This window comes from Sorangium sp. So ce296 (assembly GCF_051529605.1).
Classification (GTDB): Bacteria; Myxococcota_A; Polyangia; order Polyangiales; family Polyangiaceae; genus Sorangium; species Sorangium cellulosum_D.
Genome location: NZ_CP150325.1, coordinates 12,799,833 through 12,821,124, shown reverse-complemented (window position 1 = coordinate 12,821,124; position 21,292 = coordinate 12,799,833). Strand labels below are relative to the sequence as shown.

The 21,292-nt window shown below is 71.7% G+C and carries 14 protein-coding genes; 9 read left to right on the top strand and 5 right to left on the bottom strand.

The genetic code is table 11. From position 1 onward, the window contains the following. Positions 1–43 precede the first annotated feature (43 nt). Positions 44–1,450, bottom strand: coding sequence for a family 2B encapsulin nanocompartment shell protein (locus WME98_RS47240; protein WP_437948154.1), 1,407 nt, complete (start codon positions 1,448–1,450; stop codon positions 44–46). A gap of 21 nt (positions 1,451–1,471) precedes the next feature. After that, positions 1,472–3,787, bottom strand: a complete 2,316-nt coding sequence (locus tag WME98_RS47235; RefSeq protein WP_437948153.1) for a family 2 encapsulin nanocompartment cargo protein terpene cyclase — start codon at positions 3,785–3,787, stop codon at positions 1,472–1,474. Between the two features lie 429 nt (positions 3,788–4,216). Here WME98_RS47235 and WME98_RS47230 point away from each other — a divergent pair, with 429 nt between their 5' ends. Then, positions 4,217–5,125, top strand: a complete 909-nt coding sequence (locus WME98_RS47230) for a sugar phosphate nucleotidyltransferase (protein ID WP_437948152.1) — start codon at positions 4,217–4,219, stop codon at positions 5,123–5,125. A gap of 185 nt (positions 5,126–5,310) precedes the next feature. Continuing rightward, positions 5,311–5,775: a hypothetical protein gene (locus WME98_RS47225; RefSeq protein WP_437948151.1), complete on the top strand. Its 465-nt coding sequence runs from the start codon at positions 5,311–5,313 to the stop codon at positions 5,773–5,775. A 107-nt stretch (positions 5,776–5,882) separates the two neighbouring features. Here the strand turns inward: WME98_RS47225 and WME98_RS47220 are convergent, their stop codons facing one another. The 3 genes from WME98_RS47220 to WME98_RS47210 all read right to left on the bottom strand — a co-directional run bounded on the left by WME98_RS47220 (position 5,883) and on the right by WME98_RS47210 (position 10,588). After that, positions 5,883–7,292, bottom strand: coding sequence for a hypothetical protein (locus WME98_RS47220; protein ID WP_437948150.1), 1,410 nt, complete (start codon positions 7,290–7,292; stop codon positions 5,883–5,885). Between the two features lie 352 nt (positions 7,293–7,644). Beyond that, on the bottom strand, positions 7,645–9,210 hold the full coding sequence (locus WME98_RS47215; RefSeq protein WP_437948149.1) for a phytoene desaturase family protein: 1,566 nt from the start codon (positions 9,208–9,210) through the stop codon (positions 7,645–7,647). A 286-nt stretch (positions 9,211–9,496) separates the two neighbouring features. Further along, complete coding sequence (locus tag WME98_RS47210) at positions 9,497–10,588, bottom strand: DUF72 domain-containing protein (protein ID WP_437948148.1); 1,092 nt, start codon at positions 10,586–10,588, stop codon at positions 9,497–9,499. 601 nt (positions 10,589–11,189) lie between these two features. On the opposite strand from WME98_RS47210, the gene WME98_RS47205 reads away from it, so the two are divergent. The 7 genes from WME98_RS47205 to WME98_RS47175 all read left to right on the top strand — a co-directional run bounded on the left by WME98_RS47205 (position 11,190) and on the right by WME98_RS47175 (position 21,253). Beyond that, entirely contained in the window at positions 11,190–14,594 is a 3,405-nt protein-coding gene (locus tag WME98_RS47205) for a hypothetical protein (protein WP_437948147.1), read from the top strand. 199 nt (positions 14,595–14,793) lie between these two features. Continuing rightward, positions 14,794–16,086: a hypothetical protein gene (locus WME98_RS47200; protein WP_437948146.1), complete on the top strand. Its 1,293-nt coding sequence runs from the start codon at positions 14,794–14,796 to the stop codon at positions 16,084–16,086. Next, on the top strand, positions 16,086–16,730 hold the full coding sequence (locus WME98_RS47195; RefSeq protein ID WP_437954113.1) for an ATP-binding cassette domain-containing protein: 645 nt from the start codon (positions 16,086–16,088) through the stop codon (positions 16,728–16,730). Before WME98_RS47200 ends, WME98_RS47195 begins: the two co-directional genes overlap by 1 nt. A 596-nt stretch (positions 16,731–17,326) precedes the next feature. Further along, the gene (locus tag WME98_RS47190) at positions 17,327–17,842 is read left to right on the top strand and encodes an RNA polymerase sigma factor (RefSeq protein ID WP_437948145.1); all 516 of its coding nucleotides are present in this window, start codon (positions 17,327–17,329) and stop codon (positions 17,840–17,842) included. Between the two features lie 223 nt (positions 17,843–18,065). Beyond that, the gene (locus tag WME98_RS47185) at positions 18,066–18,692 is read left to right on the top strand and encodes a DUF1588 domain-containing protein (protein WP_437948144.1); all 627 of its coding nucleotides are present in this window, start codon (positions 18,066–18,068) and stop codon (positions 18,690–18,692) included. After that, the gene (locus tag WME98_RS47180; RefSeq protein WP_437948143.1) at positions 18,689–19,990 is read left to right on the top strand and encodes a DUF1552 domain-containing protein; all 1,302 of its coding nucleotides are present in this window, start codon (positions 18,689–18,691) and stop codon (positions 19,988–19,990) included. The genes WME98_RS47185 and WME98_RS47180 overlap by 4 nt, the downstream gene beginning before the upstream one ends. A gap of 324 nt (positions 19,991–20,314) precedes the next feature. Next, positions 20,315–21,253: a hypothetical protein gene (locus tag WME98_RS47175; protein ID WP_437948142.1), complete on the top strand. Its 939-nt coding sequence runs from the start codon at positions 20,315–20,317 to the stop codon at positions 21,251–21,253. The last annotated feature ends 39 nt before the right edge of the window (positions 21,254–21,292 follow it).

Here is a 21,292-nt window from a genome sequence, read left to right as displayed (position 1 = left end):
CGCGTTTGTGCGGGGCACACGCGGAGCGCCTACCGCTCGCGTCTCATTCGTAGGCGCGTCCGATCTCGACGCTCTCCAGGACGCCGAGCGCGTCGGGGACCAGCACGGCCGCCGAGTAATAGAGGCTGACGAGGTACGACATGATGGCCTTCTCGTTGATCCCCATGAAGCGCACGTTGAGGCTCGGCTCGACCTCGTCCGGAATGCCGGCGTGGTGCAGGCCGATGACGCCCTGGTTCTTCTCGCCCGCGCGCACGAGCAGGATCGAGGTCGTCCGCGTCTCCGAGACCGGGATCTTGTTGCACGGGAAGATCGGCACGCCGCGCCACGCCGGGACGTGGTTGCCGTTCACCTCGACGCTCTGCGGATAGATGCCGAGGCGGCTGCACTCCTGGCCGAACGCCGCAATGGCGCGCGGGGGCGCGAGGAAGAACGACGGCTCCCTCCAGACCGTGGCGAGGAGCTCGTCCATGTCGTTCGGCGTCGGGGGGCCGCTGTGGGTGTGGATGCGCTGCTTCAGGTCGGCGTTGTGCAGGAGGCCGAACTCGCGGTTGTTGATGAGCTCGTGCTCCTGGGTCTCCTTCAGGGCCTCGATGGTCAGGCGGAGCTGCTGCTCCGTCTGGTTCATCGGCTCATTGAACAGATCCGCGACGCGCGTGTGGATCTGGAGCACGGTCTGCGCCACGCTGAGCTCGTACTCGCGGGGCGAGGTCTCGTAATCGACGAAGGTGCCGGGGAGGACGGGCTCGCCGGAGTGGCCCGCCGCGATTTCGATCGCCGCCTCGCCCGTGTTGTCCTGCTTCTTCGTGGCGAGCGCCTTGAAGTTCTCGAGGTGCTGCTTCAGCGACGGGTACTGGGCGACGAGCTCCTCGAAGACGTTCTGCTGGAGCGTCAGCACCGTGACCGCCGTGACGGCCTTGGCCGTGAACGTCCAGTAATCCTGCGTCTCCAGGAGCGCCTGGTAGCTGTAATGGTCGCCGTCCGCGAGGACCGCGAGCACCGTCTCATCGCCGTACTTGCCCGCGCCGATCTTGTTGATCTTGCCGTGCGCGATGAGGCAGATGTGATCGGCCTCCTTGCCGCGCTCGGAGATGACGTCGCCGGGCTTGTATTCACGCTGCACGAAGCGGTTCGCCAGCGCGGTGAGGACCTCGACGTCCTCGTAACCGCGGAGGAGCGGCAGCTCACAGAGCTCCTGCGGGATGACGTGGATCTTCGCGCCGGTGCTCGTGAACGTCACGCGCCCGTCGCCCACCGCATAGCTCAGGCGGCGGTTCACGCGGTATACGCCGTTGACGTGCACCCACGGCAGGAGCTTGAGCAGCCACCGCGACGAGATGCCCTGCATCTGCGGCGCCGACTTGGTGGTCGTGGCGAGCTGCCTCGCGGCCGCCGTCGCGAGGCTGGTCTGCTGCTGATCGATCGAACCCAACTTCCCTGAGATAGACATGAGTCCCTCTTTCCCGGACGGTTAGGACCGCCCGTGCTTCACCGGCACGGACCGGGCCGTACCCATCGAAAGATCCGCCTTCGCAGCAGGAGCCGCGGCACCGGCTTTTCCGGCGCCGAAGAAGCTGCTGATACGCGCCGCAGAGGCGCCAAACCCACGCGCGCCCTCGATCGCTCGTTCGATCGGGTGGCGCTCGAGCTCCGCGTCCACGTACCGGCTCGTCGCGACGTGCCAGTTGAGGACGCCAGCCATGTACGTTCGCTGCTTCTCGACGTATCCGAGCACGGCCTCGCGGGCCGCCTTGTCGAGGTCGAACTCGTCGAGGATGCGGGGCAGCTCGGTCGCGACGATGTGCTCGAACTCCAGCACACGCGCCGTGATCAGATCATTGACGACCTCCTTGGCCCGCTGCGCGTCGCATTCGAGGAACCGCTCGACGACCAGCACGAGGTTGCTGAGCTCGCCCTCGAACTCGATCTCCTTGCGGTACGAATAGAGATCGTTGATCCACCCGCCCACGTCGGCCGTGGTGTTGTCGAGCCCTCGCATCGTCCGCGTGCGGAAGACCTCGGCCGGGACCACGTCGCCGAGCGTGAGCTTGGACAGGCCCATCGTGAGATCGGCGCCGAACGTCTTGCGGCGCATCTCGACGTAGTCGACCGGATCCGGGATCCGGTTTTGGGTCTGGTTCAGGAGCTCCCAGAGCCAGCTCCCGGTCATGTTCTCGATGCTGCGGCGGAGCGTCTGCCGCGACCTCATCGACATGGGGGAGGCTGTGCGGATCCAGAGATCCAGCAGGCCGCTCTCCACCGGGTTCTCGGGCGCCGGGGCGCCCGCGCAGTCGAGGGGCATGAACATCGAGAGCCGCGCGTTGAACCGTTTCGCGCCCGCCATGTCCCGCGTCGCGCCGAACACCAGCGGGAAGTAATCGTCGCCGTACGTCCCCCACGTCAGCCAACCCGAGCTCAGATCGAGCTCGTGCGGGGACGCGTCCGGGTGAATTCCCGCGGCGCAGATGGGAAAATCGAAGCCGATGAACCTGCGCTCGTCCCAGATCCCGGAGCCGAAGACGCCCGGCACCACGTCGAGCATCCCGAACTTGCGGGCCCACTCGAGGGTGTTCCGGCGCGCCGCGGGCAGGTGCGGGCTCAAGCGGAGCTTGAATGGCATGTAGATCTTCGGGAGCGGCATCCTGCCCACGGGCCGGAACGGGGGGTGGGTGAGGGTCTTGAGCCGCTGCAAACCCAGGGCGCCGGGGGTGAGCCTGATCCGGAACGCCGAGGTGCCGAGCCCCGTCGGCGTCCCGAGGAAATCGGGGGCGCTCGCGGATTTGTCCGCGTTTTTGTTCATGTAGCGGCTCGATCGCATGTGCCATTCGTGCCCGCCGGACTGCCAATCCTGCAGCCCCTTCACATACTTGGCGACGTCGAGGGCTTGGGCCGGCGTGAGCCCGTACTCCACGCAGAGCGCCGGCACCTCGACGAGCGCCGTGTTCTCGAACTGCTGGAGCCGCGACGTCAGGATCTCGTTCGTCAAATCGGCTGCTTTTTGCGTGGGGACGCCGAGGAAACGCTCGAGGACGAGCACGCAGTTGGCGTTTTCCCCTTCCTCCTCGACCTCCCGTTGGTACGAGAACAGGTCATTGCGCAGGTGGACGCCGTCCGAGAACGTGTCGCGCAGGACCTCGAGGGGGCGCGTCGCGGCGACGGCGGCCGGGACCTCGGCGCCCACGGCGATCTCGACGAGGCCCGCGGACCAGGGCGCGCCGCCTACTTTGCGGCGCATCTCGATGTATTCGACCGGGTTCGCGACGCGGTTCTCCTGGATATTGGCGAGCTCCCACATGCATTCGAGCAGCAGGTTCTTCGTCGCCTCGAGGAAGCGCTCGCGCCAGTGGACCGAGGTGAGCGGGACGGTCCGCGCCCAGAGGTCCGCGAGCGCGCGCTCGACCACGTTCGTCGGCTCCGGCGGCGTCCCCGTGGGCACGACGGGCATGAAGAGCGGCAGGCGATCGAGGTACGCCTTCGCGCCGCGCATGTCCTTGGTGCGCTTGTAGATTTCGAGGAAATGATCGTCGAAGAAGAACACCCAGACATACCAATCCGTGATCAGATTGAGCTCGGGCGCGGGCGCGTCGGGGTGGGTGTACGCGCAGAGCAGCGCGTAGTCGTGCGCGTCGAGGTCGCTCTCGGTCCAGATGGGTTTTCCTTGCGGGTTCTCCTCCAGGATACCCATCTCGTAGGACCAGCCCTTGGTGTGCGCGCGCGCACCTTCGAGGTGCGGATTGATGCGCGCCGGATACGGCATGTAGAAGTCGGGCAGCGTGAAAGGTTGCATGTTCGCTGACTTCTCTCGTGCGTCGTCGATAGGGGCGACGCGGGGCGACCTGAATGTCTTCGGCGGTGAGGATCCCGGACGTAGCTCGGCCGCTCGTACGCAGACGTGCGACGACGAGTTTTTAGGGCTTGTCCATACAGGCCGATCGGGATTTTTCGTACGGGCGGTTCTAGAATAGCTCAGCGGCTTTGACCAAATAAGTTGGTGACCAGCCCCAGACCGCGTTGGCTCCAAAACGGCTGCTTGGTGCGGAACCGCTCTGGCGCCACGACCGCGTCGACCACGTGCGCCGCGCGGATCGGTCCCAGCCCTGCGACGTGACTCGGAGCCGAGCTCCGTCCGACGCTCGTCGATGCACGCACGGAGCTATCCGCGGTCGCCCCCTCGATTTCTTGGACGTTCCTCGCGGAGGGGGCGATCCTCCGGCGCATGGCCTCTGCCATGATCCTGGCGGCGGGGCTCGGGACCCGGCTCCGCCCGCTCACCGACGAGCTGCCGAAGCCGCTCCTGTGGCTCGGCGATCGCCCGCTCGTCGCGCACATCGCCGGGCAGCTCGCCGCGGGCGGCGTCCGGCGCGCCGCGCTGAACAAGTCCCACCTCGCGGAGCGCTTCACGCGCGACCTGCTCGCGGCGTTCCCGCTGCCGGTCGAGGTCCTGCACGAGCCGGAGCCGTTCGGCACCGCGGGGGGCCTCGCGAACGCGGCGGGCGCGCTCGGCGACGGCGACGTGGTGCTCTGGAACGGCGACATCCTCATCGACCTCGACGTGGCGGCGCTCCGGGCGGCGCACGGCGAGCGCGGCGCGGCCGCGACGCTCGCGGTGGCGCCGCGGCCGGCCGGCGAGGGGACGGTGGGCGTCGGCGGCCGGGGCGAGGTGGTCCGGCTGCGCGGCGAGCGCTTCGGCGAGGAGGTCGCGGGCGGCGATTTCGTGGGCGTGCAGGTGGTCGGCGAGGCGATCCGGCGGCGGCTGCCGCCGCGCGGCTGCATGGTCGGGGACGTGTACCTGCCGTGGCTGCGCGAGGGGCGGCCGCTCGCGACGTTCGCGGCGCCCGCCGTGTGGCACGACATCGGTACGCTCGCCGCCTACCTCGCGGCGAGCGCGCGCTGGCTCGCCCAGCGCGGCCTGCCGAGCTACGTCGGCCCGGGGGCGTCCGTGGCCGAGGGCGTGGACGTGACCGGCAGCATCGTCGGCGCGGGCGCGCGGGTCGAGGGGGCCGGGGCGCTGCGCGGGTGCGTGGTGTGGCCCGGCGCGCGCGTCGCCGTCGGCGCGGACGTGGGCGCGCCGTGCGAGCGCGCGGTGCTGACGACGCAGGGACGCGTCGTGCGCGCGGCCAGCTGATCGCCCGTCCGGGGCCGTGCCGCGAGGTGCGCCGCGGTGGGCGGCCGGCGCCACGGGCCGCCCCCACTGCAGCGACGTCGCGCGCCGGAGGAGCGCCTCGAGCGCCGGGACACTGGGCATGCGACCGCCTTCGCTCCATGTGTCCGGAAACCCGACCAGAAAGGCACGGTGCAACGATGCGTTCGATGTCTTCCATGCCCCTGCGGCGCCGGCTCCTGCGGCTGCCTTTGCTCGTGTCGGCGCTCATCGGCGCCGCGTGCATCAACGATCCATCGCCGTCGGACCTCCCGCCCCCGAGCCCGCCCTCGGCGCCGCCCACGACGCCTCCCGGCGGGCAGAACAGCGGTAACGGCGGCCCCGCGTCAGGGGCCGGCGCGCAGGGCGACGGCGGGCGGAGCAACGACGGAACGGGGCCCGGCGACCAGGGCGCCGGCGGGCTGGGCGGTGCCGGCGGGCTGGGCGCCGGCGGGCTCGGGGCCGGCGGGGACCTCGGCACGGGCGGGGACCTCGGCACGGGCGGGGACCTCGGCACGGGCGGGGACCTGGGCACCGGCGGAGGCCTGGGCACCGGCGGAGGCCTGGGCACCGGCGGGGGCCTGGGCACCGGCGGAGGCCTGGGCACCGGCGGGGGCCTGGGCGCCGGCGGGTAGCGCCGGTCGCACCGCGTCACCCACCCGAGCGCGAAGCTCCACGACGCGGCGACAGGCGCCGGCGCGCCGTGGCTGCGCGGAGGGCGAGGCCGGCGCGCGGTGGCTCTTCAGGGGGCGAGCTTCGCCAGGAACATGTCGGCTCCACCCGCGCTCGTCAGCGGCCAGCCGCCGCAGTCCAGCGTGCCCGTGAACGAGCCGCCGACGAACACCCTGCCTCCAGGAGCGACGGCGAGCTCGGGCCGGGACGTCCTGGCCCAGCTTCGGCTCCACACGTGATCGCCCGAGGAATCGAGCTTCAGGAGGAGGGCGCCGAACGGCAGCGGCCCTCCGCCGAGATCGATCGTCAACCCCGACCGCGGGTTGATCCCGGTCGGATCGGTCGCCACGACCACGTTGCCCTCCGCGTCCGTCCCGATGCTCCTGCCGGGCCACGCGCCGACGGCATCATCTCCCGGCTCCGCGGGCGTGCCCCAGTAGAACCGGCTCCAGAGCACCGCGCCGTCGGGGGCCACCTTGAACACGCTCAGCGCCCTGCCGCTCGCGCCGCCGCCGCCGTCCCAGCCCGTGGCGACGATGTTGTCGGCGCCGTCGACGGCGAGGGCGTTGACGCTCGAGTTGTACCAGCTGTCGGACGGCAGCATCTGGCTCCAGACGTGGAACCCTCCGGCGTCGAGCTTCGCGAGGAACGCGCTGCGGGAGCCAAGCGCATAGAGGTCCTCGCCCCCGAGGAAAATGCGCGGGTTGAAGTCGCCGGCGAGGATCACGTTGCCCGCGCTGTCGGCGGCGACCGCGCGCGCCACCTGGTTGCCTTCCGCCCCGAAGCGCCAGCTCGAGAGGGTGGTGCCGCCGGCGTCGAGCCGCGCCACGAAGATGTCGGAGCCGAACGCCGGCATCGGCCCGAGCCCCAGATCCGCGAGCTCCGTGTAGGTGCCGGCCACCAGGACATGGCTCGTGCCGTCCACCGCGAGCGCGGTCGCGACCGCGCCCAGGCTGCGGCTCCAGACATGGCTGCCTGTGGCGTCGAGCTTGATCAGCGCCGCCGACGCGGTCTCGACCGGCCCTCCGCCGAAATCGACCGGCTGACTTCCCACCACGTGGATCACCACCTCACCCTGGTCGTCCACCGCCGCGAGCGTCGCCCCTTCGTCGGCAGCGCCGCCGAAGCGCCGGGCCCAGAGCGGGACGCCCCCCGCGTTGATCTTCACCGCGAAGACGTCCGCGCCGCCCGCGCTGGTCAACACGAGGCCGTCGAGGACCAGGCTCCCCGAAAAGCGCCCCACCACCAGGAGGTTTCCCTGGGGATCCAGGGCGACGTCCTCCGCGAGCTGATCGAGCGCGCCCCCGAACCGCCGGCTCCAGAGGTGCTCGCCCGGGCTCGCCGTGAGCGCCTCGGCCGACGTGCCGGAAGGTTCCTGCTCTTCCAATGCGCCCGATGGATCCGGCGCGTCCATGGCGCACCCCGCCAGCCCCAGGGTGCACAGCACGGACAAGAGGCATCGTGATCGGCTCTCCAGCATCGAAATTCCCTCCTTGAGGCGGCCGCGCCGCGGGTCGGCGTCGTGTCGGCATGAGAGGCGTTGACGTGCAGCACAAAGCACGTTGCAAAGGCCCATGGCCACCGGGCCGCGCCCGTCGAGCTGCACGGTCCAGAGCTCGTGGCCTCCCGCTACAGATGCGGTAGACCTTACCAAAATTCACCGTCCGGTGAGGATCGCCACGACGGGGTAGCTGGAGGCTCGACCACGGTCTCTCCTGCGCCGCCGCGTCAGCGTCGCAGCGGTCCGACGGGGTGTGACCCCCTTCCGAGCAGGTGCAGGGCCCGGTCGCGCAGGAGTGCGACCGGGAGCGCCCCCGCGCCCGCCGCCCGGGTCACTTGCCGAGGTCGGCGAGCGCGGCCTTGGCGGCGTTGTGCCCCGCCGCGCCGATCACCGACCCGGCCGGGTGCGTGCCGGCGCTGCACGAGTAGAGCCCGGCGAGCCCGAACCGGTAGGGCACGCGATCGGCGAAGCCGAAGCCGTTGTCGATGTGGTGGATGTGCCCCCGCGTGATCCCGAAGTGCCGCTCGATGTCCGGCGGCGCCAGCGTGAACGTCTCCAGCACGAGATCGCTCATCCCCGGCGCGAACCGGTCGCAGATCGAGAGGAGGTGCTTCACGTAGCGCGGGGCGGCCTGGTCCCACGTCTCGCCGCTCGCGAGCGCGTAGGGCACCCACTGCACGAAGAGCGCGGCGTTGTGGTGCCCCTCCGCGTCGCGCAGGCTCGGGTCGATCGGCGTGTGGAAGTACCACTCGATCGCGGGGAACTCGGGCAGACGCCCGCTCATCGCGCCGCGGTGGGCCTGGCGCAGCACGTCCATCACGACGTCCTCGTCCGGCAGGAGGTGGATGGTCGGCCCGAACTGCCCGCGGTCCTCCGGGAGGCAGGTGAACCGGGGCAGGCCGGTCAGCGCCATGTTGACCTTGAGCGTGGAGCCGTCCTTCGCGAGCGCGTCGAGCCGCGCCGACAGCGCCGCCCCGATCGCCGCGCCGCCGGCCAGCGCGCGGGTGCGGAACGGATCGGCGTTCGAGACGACCGCCCGGGCGGCGATGCGCGCGCCGTCCTCGAGGAGCACCCCGGAGACGGCGCCCCCGGACGACTCGATCTGCGCGACGCGGGCGCCGGTGACGATCGTGGCGCCCTCGGCCCGCGCCTTGTCGGCGAAGAGGCGGGTGACCGTGCCCATGCCGCCCTCGACGATCATCCACGTCCCGTCCCCGCCCGGGAGGCGGCACATGTTGTGGACGAGGAAGTTCATCCCGGTGCCGGGCGTGTCGAAGCCGCCCGCGAGCCCCGAGAAGGCGTCGGTCGCGGCGTACATCGCCTGGAGGAGATCGCTCTTCCAGGGGAACCGCGCGAGGTAGTCGGAGATCGTGCCCCGGCAGAGCGCCACGAACGTCTGCCGGAGGGCGGGCCGCACGTAGCGCTCCGCGGTCTCCTCGATGGAGAGCGGCTCCTCGAGCCAGGTCGGGGCGATGTCGTCCCGGAGCGCGGCGAGCTCGGCCTGGAGGGCGCTGTTCGCGTCCCAGTCCTCCTGGGAGAAGAACTCGAGGAACTGCCGCTTCATCGCGGCCTGGTCCGAGCCGAAGAGCAGGTAGCGCCGGTCGGTCGTCGGGAGGAAATAGTGCGGATCGCGCCGCCGGAGGGGGAGCGAGACGCCGAGCTCGCCGAGCAGCTCGGGCGGGGCGAGCCCGAGCAGGTAGGCGCCGCTCGAGACGCCCAGGGACGGCGCCTTCTTGAAGGGGCGCTCGGTCTTCACCGCGCCGCCCACGGCGTCCTTCTCCTCGAGCACCACGACGTCGAGCCCGCGGCGGGCGAGGAGGACGGCGGCGACGAGACCGTTGTGGCCGGCGCCGACGATGACGACGTCGGCGCGGGCCGGAGCTTCACTGCGTTTCACTGGGCACCTCCAAGCGCTGTGCGCGTCCGCTGCCGCGGCCGGCGCGCGGGCCGCGGCGCGCGAGGTGTTGCACGGATGACGCGGCGAGGAGAGCCCTTTTCGCGCCCCGGAATCCTGAGGAGCGCGCCGCGCCGGCCCCGGGGCCGCCCGCGCGGGGTGCCTTTCCAGCCTGTTCCCGCCGCGGCGCGCGGCGGGCCGGCGCCCTCCTGCGGCGCGGCGGGCGGCCGAGGCGCGGCGCGCGGCCAGCGCCCTCCTGCGGAGCGGCGGGCGATCGGCCCGGGTCGGATCACCCGTCTGCGGCCGCGGTGGGCCCCTGCCACGCCGCGGCGACCTCCTCGGCGATGGCGCGCACGGTGAGGGGGGCCGAGCCCTCGGCCTTGTTGTTCACCAGCACGAAGCTCTCGACGCGCAGCGCCGCGGCCTCGCAGAGGAGCCGCGCGACCTCCGCGCGCATGGCGGGATCGGGCTCGACGATCCGGTTGAACGGGTGGAACCGCCGCTGCTCTGCCTCGTAGCGGCGACCGGGCCCGAGCAAGAGCCGGACGATGGCGAACGGCGCGTTCGAGACGGGCACCACCTCCGCCTGCGCGCCGGGAGACGGCATGTTGCGCCAGTAGCTGTAGGTGTGGGCGACCCCGTGCGCGCCGAGGATCTCCCGGTACTCGCCGGTGAGATACGCCCGCTCCCGGAGCTCGACGGCGTAGGCGAGCTCGCGCGGCAGCGCGCCGAGGAAGGCGTCGAGCCGCTCGAAGAAGGCGCGCGGCGGGAGCCGGTGGGGCGGGCCGACCGGCGGCAGCTCGAGCAGCACCGGCCCCGCGTGCGGCCGGAAGACCGAGAGCAGCGGCGCGGCGACGCGCGACAGGAAGAGCGGGACCGACAGGAAGTCCGGGTTCGGCTCGGCGCGGCCGCGGTTCGCGCCGCGCCCCTCGTCGCCGTCCGGCCGCGCCTCGGAGCGCTGGAGCGTCTGGGACACGACGGCGTGCAGCGCCTTCGGCACGCAGCGGAAGCCGTCCGGCAGCTGCGCTCTATAACGAAGGAAGTCGCTGTCGGGGATGGGGGCGTAGAAGCTCCGGTCGATGCCGACCGTCGTGAGCAGCGGGTGGCGCGCGTACTCGGCGAGGCCGTCGCGCGCGAGCTCCTCCGTGCTCCGCCGCCCGGCGTAGACGAGGCCCTGCCAGCCCGGGAAGCTCCACGAGCTCGTGCCGAGGTGCAGCCCTGCCGGCAGCCGCGCCGCGAGGCGGGCGGCGTCGTCGTAGACCGCGGCCATCGCGTCGGGCTCCGGCGCCGCGGGCGCCTCGGCGGCGGCCGGCCGCGGCGCCTCGCCGAACAGCGAGAGCTGCGAGGGGACAGCGCCACGGCGCCCGGGGGAGCGGCTCACCCGGGCGAGTCTACTGCTTCCGCCGCCCACCGGGAGCACCGCCGCGCCGGCCGGCGCGAGGGGCGCTCGCGCCCTGGGCCCACCGCAGCTTTCCGACGCGCGCCGCCTGCGTACGCGCGGCGGGAGGCGCGGTTTCTCCAGGAACTGCCGCAACTTCTTGCTCAAGTACGCAAGGTGCAATGTCGCGACGCGGCCGGCCAGCTGGCCGGCCAGCGTTTGGCCAGCGCGCCTGAGCCAAGGAACGTTCTGATTTTGGCTCTAACTCGTGAACGCCACGGCGCGGGGGAGGGAGCGACGTCGTTGGTACATCGCGTGCAATTGCTTCGAGGTGAAGACTAGGGCGGCGCTCCTCTGAGCGACGCCGCTTTTCTTACGCGCGCAGCAAGCCGCTGAGATCGCAGACCGCAAGCGATGGCGCCGCCGCCTCTCCCGAGACGGCAGCTCGCCGCCGCCTGCCGGCCGCGCGATCGCCCGGCCGACGCCGGGCGCGCGGGTGTGAGATCGCGAATCATCGCGCGTCGATGCGGCGGCGGACCGGCTGGTCGCTGCATGGTTGTCATTGTCCTAATTCGAACCTGATCAAGTACGATCGGAGGGATGAATGCGTAGTTATCGTGGACTGGTATCTCTCTTTCTTCTGGGGCTCGGGATGGCGGGCTGCGGCGGCGAGGACACCCCCTCTTCCATCGCGGCTCCCGCCAGCAACCCCCCCCAGGCGGCCAAGACGTACGGCCGCGAGGTGAAGGGCGGCCGTGTGCACCAGGGCAGGGACATCGCGCTTCCGGCCACGCGCTCGCTGAACGCGGCCGACGTGCTGCCGCTGGTGAAGGACGAGCTGAAGATCGCGCTCGGCCCGCTCACCGCGAGCGACTTCGAGACCGCGAGCCAGCATGTCGAGCGCACTCCGGCCCGCGCCACCCTCAGCCATGTGAGCTACCGTCAGGTCCGCGACGGCGTGCCGATCTTCGGCACGTACCTGAACCTGACCCTGCGCGCCGACCGGAACGGCGGGAGCAAGCTGGCGGCGTCGAGCCACCACCTCTACCAGGACGCCGCCGTCGACACGGAGGACAAGGTCGGCGAGGAGCGCGCGAACGCGCTCGCCCGGACGGTCCTGCGCGCGCAGCCGGACGCGCGCGTGGCGAAGGCCGAGCGGGTGATCCGCCCGATCGCGGGCGCGCTCCAGATGGTCTGGGACATCAGCCTCGTCGGCCGCCACGAGCGCGTGCTCGTGATCGCCAACGGCCCCTCCGCCGGCCGGGTCCTCACGATCGACGACCGCGTGTTCGAGGTCGTGAGCGGCTCGGTGTCCGGCTTCACGGTGAGCGGCGGCGCCCCGGGCGCGTCCGGCGGCGCCGTCGCGCAGACGAGCCTCCCGCACGCGCGCGTCACGGGCCCCGGGACCCTCGTCCACGCCGACGCCGCGGGGGCCTTCAGCCTCGACGTGCCGCTCGGCTCGCCCCTCCAGGCGACGCTGAACGGCCGCGCGGCGACGGTCCAGAACGTGTCGGGGCCGAACCTCGTGGCCGCCGCCGCGGCGGCCCCGGGGGTCGGCCTCGCGTTCTCGTCGGCCGGCGCGGGCGAGCAGGAGATCGCGCAGACCACCGCCTATCGCTACGTGGACGCGGCGCGCTCGTTCCTCGAGGCGAACGGCCTCGCGCCGGACGCCCTCGGCGAGCCGCTGCCGACCAACGTCAACCTGAACGATTTCTGCAACGCGTACTACGATCCTGGCGCGATCAGCATCAACTTCTTCCTGTCGGGCGGCGGCTGCAACAACTCCGCGATCGACAGCGTGATCGCCCACGAGTACGGCCACTTCGTCGACGATCGGTTCGGCGGGATCTACGACGGCGGTCTGTCGGAGGGGTGGGGCGACACGCTGGCTTGCCTGCTGCTCAAGGACCCGATCGTCGGCGGGGGGATCACCGACGACGGCGGGCTGATCCGCACGTGCGACAACGATTACGTGTATCCGCCGGGCGGCTGGGACGAGGCGCACAGCCTCGGGCAGTCGTGGGCCGGCTTCGTGTGGCACGCCCGCGCCAACCTGATCGGCGAGCTCGGCGAGGCGGCCGGCGACGCGCTCGCCCGCGCCCTGGTGCTGCCCTCCTTCCCGTCGAACGCGCCCGACATCCCGACGGCCGTGCGCGAGGTGTTCCTGCGCGACGACGACGACGGCAACCTGGAGAACGGGACGCTCCACTGGGGCGCCCTCTGGGCTTCCGCCCAGCTGCACGGGCTGACCTTCGCGCTCACCACCGACGTCACGCCGCCGGGGCAGGTCACGGATCTGACCGCGATCGACGCCGGGGCCACGTCGGCGGTCGTGCAGTTCACCTCTCCCGGCGACGACGGGCTCGAGGGCACGCCGACGGCGTACGAGATCCGCTGGTCGCTGTACCCGATGGACGACAGCAACTTCGCCTCCGCGAAGCTGACGTCGGCGCCGCCGGCGCAGCCGGCCGGCTGGCTGGTGCAGGCGCAGGTCGAGGGCCTGCCGCCCTCCGCGACCGTGTACGTCGCCATGCGCGCCGTCGACGAGGCGGGCAACGTCGGGCCCGTGTCGAACAACGTCCAGGTCACGACCGAGGGCGGCCTCGTTGTGTACTCGGAGGGCTTCGAGGGCGACTCGGGCGGCTGGAGCTCCGACGGCCTGTGGCACATCACCACGCGCCGCGCGTCCGAGGGCGAGCGGTCGTTCTGGTACGGCCTGGAGGAGACCGGCACCTACGACACGGGCACGACGAACGCGGGCACGCTGACGCTGCCGGTCATCGATCTCACCGGCGTGTCGAGCCCGTTCCTCGTCGTCGACCAGTTCATCCAGGTCGAGGGCGGCCTGTACTACGACGCGGCGACCATCGTCGTGACCGACATCGACGATCCCGGCAACGTGGCGGTGTTCCCGAGGACGACCTCGTGGACGAACGGCACGTTCGAGCCGCGCTTCGAGTCGCTGGCGGGCTTCGCGGATCGGCGCATCACCATCGCGTTCAGCTTCGACACGATCGACGGCGCCATCAACGACCTCGAGGGCTGGTACATCGACAACGTGCGCATCATCGGCGAGGAGACGACCTCCTGCGCGCACAGGAAGTGCGAGGAGGGCGGTGCGCTCGACCCGGCCTGCGACCCGTGCGTCGCGTCGATCTGCCAGCTGGATCCGTACTGCTGCGACGTCGCGTGGGACAGCGCGTGCGTGAACGAGGTCGCGTCGATCTGCGGCGAGACCTGCGAGGTCGACACCTGCGGCGACGGCGTGTGCGGCGAGGGCGAGGACTGCGGCAGCTGCTCGCTGGACTGCGGGTCGTGCCCGACCTGCGAGCACGAGGTCTGCGACCCGGGCGCGCCGCTCGACCCGGCGTGCGACCCCTGCGCTCAGGCGGTGTGCGCGGCGGATCCGTACTGCTGCTCCAACGAGTGGGATCGGGTGTGCGTCGAGCAGGCCGCGAACACCTGCGGCGTCGTGTGCCAGGACGCCTGCGCGCACGACCTGTGCTCGCCCGGGGGCGCGCTCGATGCGCAGTGCGACCCGTGCGCTCAGGCGGTGTGCGCGGCGGATCCGTACTGCTGCAACAACTCGTGGGATCGCGCGTGCGTCGAGCAGGCCGCGAACACCTGCGGGCTGACCTGCACGCAGGCGTGCAGCCACGACCTGTGCTCGGCGGGCGAGGGGCTCGACCCGTCGTGCGATCCGTGCGCGAGCGCGGTGTGCGCGGCGGATCCGTACTGCTGCAACAACGCGTGGGACGCGCGCTGCGTGGACCAGGCGGCGTCGGCGTGCGGCCTCTCCTGCGGTTGCAGCCACGACGTGTGCGACACCGGCGTCGCGCTCGACGCCGGGTGCGACTGGTGCGTCTCGGAGGTCTGCGCGCAGGATCCGTACTGCTGCAACAACGCGTGGGACGACCGCTGCGTCGGCACGGCGAACAACGTCTGCGGCCTGACCTGCTCGTTCGACGCCAGGGCGGCCGCGCTCCCGCGCGAGCCCGCCCGCCGGTGAGGTCGGCGCCGGGGCCGCGCCGCGGCCCCGGCCGGCCTGCCGGCGCGGCCGGCGCGGCCGGCGCCTCTCCGGATCCATCCCTGTAGAACATCGTCGCGACGAGGGGGCCACGGCCCCCTCGTCGCGTTCGTGCGCGGCGCTGCCCTGGTCGCGTTTCCGGTGGGAAGAGCCCGCCCGCCGCGGGTACAAAGCACCTGACGTGCTGCGCCGCTTCGCCCTCGTCCTGCGCGTCCTGGTCTCGACGGCCGGCAAGGACGCCTTCGCCCGCGCCATGCCGCTCTACATGGGGCTCGGCCTCGTCGGCGCGGTCGTGTTCGGCGGCAACGGGATGCACCCCGCGCAGCTCACCGGGCTCGCGGGCGAGTCGCTCCCGTTCCGGCTCGGGCTGTGGGCGGCGTGGCTGCTCGTCGGGACGCCCGCGGCGCGCGCGCTGCTCCGCGCCCCGGCGACCTTCTTCCTCCGCGCGCTGCCGGTCCCGCGCCTCCAGCTGCTCGCCGCGCACGCGCTGCTCCTCGCCGTCGCCGAGCTCCCCTGGGCGCTGCTCTGGGCGTTCGGCGCCGGCCCGCTCGCCGGCTGCGCCGCCTGCGCCGCCGCGCTCGCGGCGCACGGCATGCTCGTCGCGCGGCCGCGCGGCGGCCGCGAGCTCGCGGCGCTGTCGCTGCTCGCCATCGCGATCTTGCTCGGGGCGCCGGCGCCGCTCCTGCTCGCGTGCGCCGCGCCCGCGCTCGCCCTCGGGCTCCGCGCCGCCGTCGTCCGCGCGCCGGAGGTCCCGCCCGGCCGCGAGCTCCCGCTCATCCCGCGGGCCGCGCCCGCCCGCGGCGGCGCGCCCCTCGCGCTCTCGCTCGCCTACGTGGCGGCGCTCGTGCGCGGCCATCGCGCGGTGCTCCTGCGCGGCGGCGCGCTCACGCTGATCGGCGCGCTCGCCGCGGCGGCGTGGGCGCGGAGCAGCGAGCCGCTCGAGGACGCGTCGCTCGCCGGCGCGTCGCTCGTCGCGCTCGCGCCGTTCGCGCTCTGCGCGGGCGCCGGCTTCTCCGGCCCGGTGCTGCGCGAGGAGCGGCGGATCGCGTGGCTCCTCGACGCCTGCGGCGCGTCGGCCCCGCTCCGGGCGGTCGCCGCCGCCGCCGCGGTGGCCGCGCCGCTCGCCGCCCTCGGGCTCGCGCACGGGGCGGCGGTCGCCGCGCTCACCCGCGCGGCGCCCCTCGCGGCGCTGCGCCTGCTCGGCGGCGCGGGCCTCGCGGGGCTGCTCCTGTCCGGGGTCGCGCTCGGCTGCGTGCGCTGGTCCGTGCGGCAGGACGGCCGCGACAGCAGCCGGGTGCTCCTCTCGGTGCTCGCCGCCGTCGTCGCGGCGACCGTGGCCGCGTGGATGCTGGACGAGATCGCGCTCGCGGCCTGGGCCCCGGCGGCCGCGCTGCTCGCGGGGCCCGCCGGCGCGCGCTGGCCCGCGCCGCGCGGCGCGCGCGGCGCCAGGGCAGGGGAGAGGAGGGCGGGGTGATGCTCGAGGCGACGGGGATCCACAAGCGGCTCGCGGGCAGGGACGTGCTCTCGGGCGTCGACCTCCGCTGCGGGCCCTCGGACGTGGCCGTGGTGATGGGCGGCAACGGCGCCGGCAAATCGACCTTGCTGCGGATCGTCGCCGGGCTGCTGGAGCCCGATCGCGGCGCCGTCGTCCTCGGCGGCGATCCGGTCCACGGCGGCGGCGTCGCGGCGCGGCGCCGGCTCGGCTACGCGCCCGACGCCACCGAGGCGCTGCCCGACCTGCAGGTCTGCGAGCTCGTCGCGCTCGTGGCGGCGCTCAAGCAGGCGCCGCCGCTCGATCGCGCGTGGGTCGAGCGGATCGGCGCGGGCTCGTTCTTTCGTCAGCGCCTCTCCGGGCTGTCGTTCGGGCAGCGCAAGCGCGCGCTCCTGCTCGCCGCGCTCGTCGGCGACCCGTGGCTGCTCGTGCTCGACGAGCCGACGAACGGGCTCGATGAAGGCGGCGCGCGCGTGGTGCTGGACCTCATCGCGGAGCGCCGCGCCGAGGGGAAGGCGACCTTGCTCACGACGAACGATCCGGCGCTCGCGTCGGCGCTCGGCGATCGGCCGCGCTGGCTGAGCGAGGGGCGGCTCGGCGCGGAGGGGGTCGCGCCCCGGCCTTGAGGCGCCGAGCACGGCAGGTCAGAAGTCCCGCCAGAAAAACGGGTCAATAACGAGCGGCCGCCGGAAACAGTAGCGATTTGCATAGTCTCCGCCTGTTTCGCCGCCGAGGGTAGTGGTCAACGTTGCCCAGAGAGAGTCCACATGAAGGCGGGAAGGCGGGAAGATATTAAGGTTTTCTTCCCGCCTTCCCGCCTTCATGTTCAAATTTGACGACTACCCAAAACCTACATCCCCACCCCAGTCGCTCCCGCGGTGAGCCGGTTCGAGCCCGAGCCGCGACTGCAGCAGGTGCGCGTCGCCAGCTGGACCGAAGACGCCCCGCCGCGCGCGTGGGGCATCCGCGGACGTGCGCGGGGCGCGCTCCCCCGGCCGCCCCGACTCACCTTCTTGCGCCGGGAGCATCGGCTCGGTACTGTGACCGCCCGCACGACTGCTGCGGAGTCATGGCCCCTCGGAGCGATGCCGTAGTACGCAAAGCCAGCCTTGCCATCGCTCCTCCGGAGAGGGGCGGTCCCGACGAAGGTGAGGTGGTGCGCGCGCTCGTGGCAGGGGAGCCATGGGCGGCAGCGGCGGTATGGAGCAAGCATGCTCCGAAGGTGTTCCGGATCGCGGCGCGCGTGCTCGGACCGGGCGCCGACACCGAGGACATCACCCAGGAGGTGTTCGTGCGGGTCTTCTCCAGGGTATCCGGGCTGAGGGACCCGACCGCGCTGGGAAGCTTCGTGTTCTCGGTGACCGTTCGAATCCTCAAGTGGGAGCTCCGGCGAAGCCGCGTGCGGCGCATCCTCCAGCTGTCGGACACCGCGGATCTGCCGGAGCACCCCGTCGAGCCGGCCGACAGCGAGGCGCGCGAGGCGCTGGGGCGCCTCTACGCGATCCTCGACACGCTGAGCGCGGACGACCGGACCGCGTTCGTGCTCCGGTACATGGAGGGCATGAGCCTGCCGGAGATCGCGGAGGCCGTCGGCGTCTCGCTGGCCACCGTCAAGCGGCGGCGGACGCCGGTCTGGGCGCTGAGATCGAGCTCGTGCGGGGGCTCGACGTCTCCATCGAGGGGCACGTGCTCGTCGCAGAGCCGTATCCCGTGGTGCGCTTCCTCAACAACGAGGTAACGTCCGGCGCGCGCCCGGCGCTGCTCGGCAGCCTCAGCTTCGTGGGGTGGCTGCGAGAGCGCGGCACGGGCGGCGCCGTCCGGGGGACACGGGCGCCGGCCCGGTGGTGCCGTACCGGCGGGGTCGCCTCGGATGTCGAAGCAGTGAACCGGTGAAGTGCGCGCCTTGGCAGTAGCGGGTGGCCCCGCAAGTCGGCTCACCCCTTCGAGCATCTGGGGTGCCGGTGAACTCTCGTCAACGCAGCGGACACAGCGGCTGGGCGGGCACTGCGGCTGATCGGATTCAGCAAGCGAGCAGCCCGCCGGCCGACGGCTCGCACCCTGTCAGGCGAGGGAAAGCCATCCTTTACCAGCTCCTGTGTCAGACGCTCCCGCCGCCGCCGAACGACATCCCGGAGCCGAAGAAGCCGGATGAGGGAGGTACCACGCGAGAGCGCTTCGCGGAGCACTCCCAGCTGGCGTGCGCGAAGGGCTGCCACGCGTTCCTGGATCCGCTCGGATTCCCGTTCGAGAACTACGACGGCATCGGACGCTTCCGGACAACGGACAACGGAGAGCCGGTGGACGCGACGAGCACCGTCGAGCTGGACGGTCAGGTCCACGCCGTGGCCGACGCGCGCGGGCTCAGCCAGGTGCTCGCCTCGAGCGAGGCGGTCCACAGCTGCTTCGCCAAGCAATGGCTGCGCTATGCGCTCGGTCGGCGCGAGACGGGGGACGACAAGGCCTCGTTCGAGTCGGTGGTGGATGCCTTCAAGGGCGCTGATCAGGACATCCGCGAGCTGATGGTGGCGCTGGTGAGCTCACGTACGTTCCGCTTCCGGGCGATCATGGAAGGAGAGGTGCTGCAATGAACCAGGCGCGATTCTCACGGCGAGCACTGCTCCAGGCGATGGGCGTGGGGGCGGCCATGCTGCCGCTGCTGCACGCCGAGCGCGCAGCCATGGCGGCGCCGAGCGCGTTCCCGAAGCGCCTGATCGCCGTGACCTGGACCAACGGCATCTTCCAGAAGAACTGGCTGCCGGGCAACGACGACCTGAACGCGGCGCGCCTCCCGACCATCCTGGAGCCGCTCGAGAGCTGGAAGTCCAAGGTGCTGATCCCCCAAGGGGTCGACCTGAAGGTGATGCTGGACGCGAACCGGCAGTACGACGGGCACTTCAGCTATGGCGCGCTCTTCACCGGCGTGAGCCCCGCCCCCGGGGTCAGCGACGGCGTGGCGCCGTCGATCGATCAGATCATCGGAGACGATCTCAGGAGCAAGGGGGTGAGTTCGCCGCAGCTCAACCTCGGCTGCCGACCCTATGGCTTCTCGACGAGCTGGGCGGGGCGGAATCAGAAGAACAACGCCGAGACAGATCCCTACCGCCTCTTCAACAGGCTCTTCGGAGGGGCGAGCCTGCCGGCAGCCCAGATCGACAAGCTGCGCAAGCGCAGGCAGAGCGTCCTCGATCTGGTGGGGACCGACCTCGAGCGCTTCGGCCAGCGCCTCGGGACGGAGGACCGGCTGAAGGTGCAGGCGCATCTGGACTCGATCCGCGCGGTGGAGCTGGACCTCGCGGCGGCGGCCTCGCAGCGCGTGTGCACGCCGCCCGCGATGGGCGAGGGGCGGATCAACTACTATAACATCAACGACTATCCGAAGCACGTCGACCTGATGATGAAGCTGGCCGCGGCAGCCGTGAAGTGCGACCTGGCCCGGACGGTCACCCTCGATCTCGTCGACGACGGCGGGGGCAACAGCCTCACGTTCCCGTGGCTCGGCATCGGCAGCCCCGACTACCACGCCATCGCCCACGAGGGCGCGAACAACGCGACCCAGAAGACGGCGATCGATCGGTGGTTCTACGAGCAGGTCGCCACGCTCGTGGCGCAGCTCGCCGACTCCTCCGAGGGGGACGGGAGCGCGCTCGACAACAGCGTCGTCGTCGTCGCCAACGACATGAACGAGGGGAACTACCACGCCGTCAACAACATCCCGTTCCTGCTCGTCGGGAGCTGCGGGGGGTTCTTCAAGACCGGGCGGAAGGTCAAGCTGGGGGGCATGCCGCACAACAAGCTGCTCGCCACGCTCTGCCACGCGATGGACGTCCCGGTGATCAGCGTCGGCACGGGCTACACCGGAGACTTCGACGCGTCCTTGAAGGCTTGACCGGCAAGTGAACCTCCGGCGCGATTCGCTCGGGTCGTACACCGGTGCTCCCGAGAGCGGAGCGCCCGCGCAGCGCACCGACGTGAGCGAGCGCAGCGACACCTCGGCGTCCACATTGGTGTCGATGCGGTCATCACGACCGCGTCAGCTCATCTCTTGCACTCGAGATATCCATCATTGTTCTTGATATCGCGGGTGCACTCGAAGGGGTACGAGGGGGTCTTGACATCACCCCATGACAAAGGTACCAGGGCTGGTCCGCTTGCTTGGCTCTCGGAGAGCCGGAGGTCTACCATGCATCGTGTTCACGCTGTGAGTCTTACCTTGGCCCTCGTTGCATTCCACGTGGGTTGCAATTCAGCCTCCTCGGACTCGAGCTCCGGTGGAGGCGACGGAAGCGGTGGCGCGACCAGCACCGGTACGACCGGCACCGGCGGGGCTGGCGGCGACGGCGGGGGCGTCACGAGCAGCGCATCGAGCGGCGACGGCGGGGGCCTCACGAGCAGCTCGTCGAGCGGCGGCGGGCAAGGCGGCTCGGGCGGCGGCGAGACCTCTCTGACGGGCTGCGCGTCCGGCAGGTACATCCTCTGCGAGGATTTCGAGGACACCGATGTGGGCGGCGTTCCGCAGGGCTGGACCAAGCATGGTGAGCCGATCGCAGTCGCTGACGATCAGGCCGCGCACGGCAAGCACGCGCTGAAGATGGGCCCCGTCGCGAACGGGGAGCGGCGCATCTATCACGACGCTTCTCAGCTCGGGAGCGGGCACTGGGGCCGGATCCGCTACCGGGTGCAGCAGCCGGTGCCTGACGCGTTCGTCCATTCGACGCTCGTCGCGCTGTACGGCAACGGCCCCACGACGGGCGCCCAGGAGGTCCGCGTCGTGGACACGGTGAAGGAAGACAAGGACGGCTGGAACAATGACGGCAACGGGTCGCACATCCAGTACCTCTACAACGTGCAGCCCGCAGGGGCGGAGTTCGGCAAGGGGAGCACGTACGACTGGTCCTATGGAGACCAGTGGCACTGCGTCGAGTGGCACATCGACGGTCCAACGCAGCGCTACGACTTCTACCTGGAGGGCGAGCTCCTCGACCAGATCAGCATCGCGAACGGGCCGGGCAACTACTCGGGCTCGGAGATCCCGGACGCGTTCAGCGAGATCCGGATCGGGTGGAACAACTACCAGAGCGCGCCGCCGGGGTTCACGGCGTGGATCGACGACGTCGCGCTGGATGATGAGCGGATCGGCTGCGAGGAGTGAACGGCCGCCATAATTCTTCATCCGAGAGAGCAAGGGCGA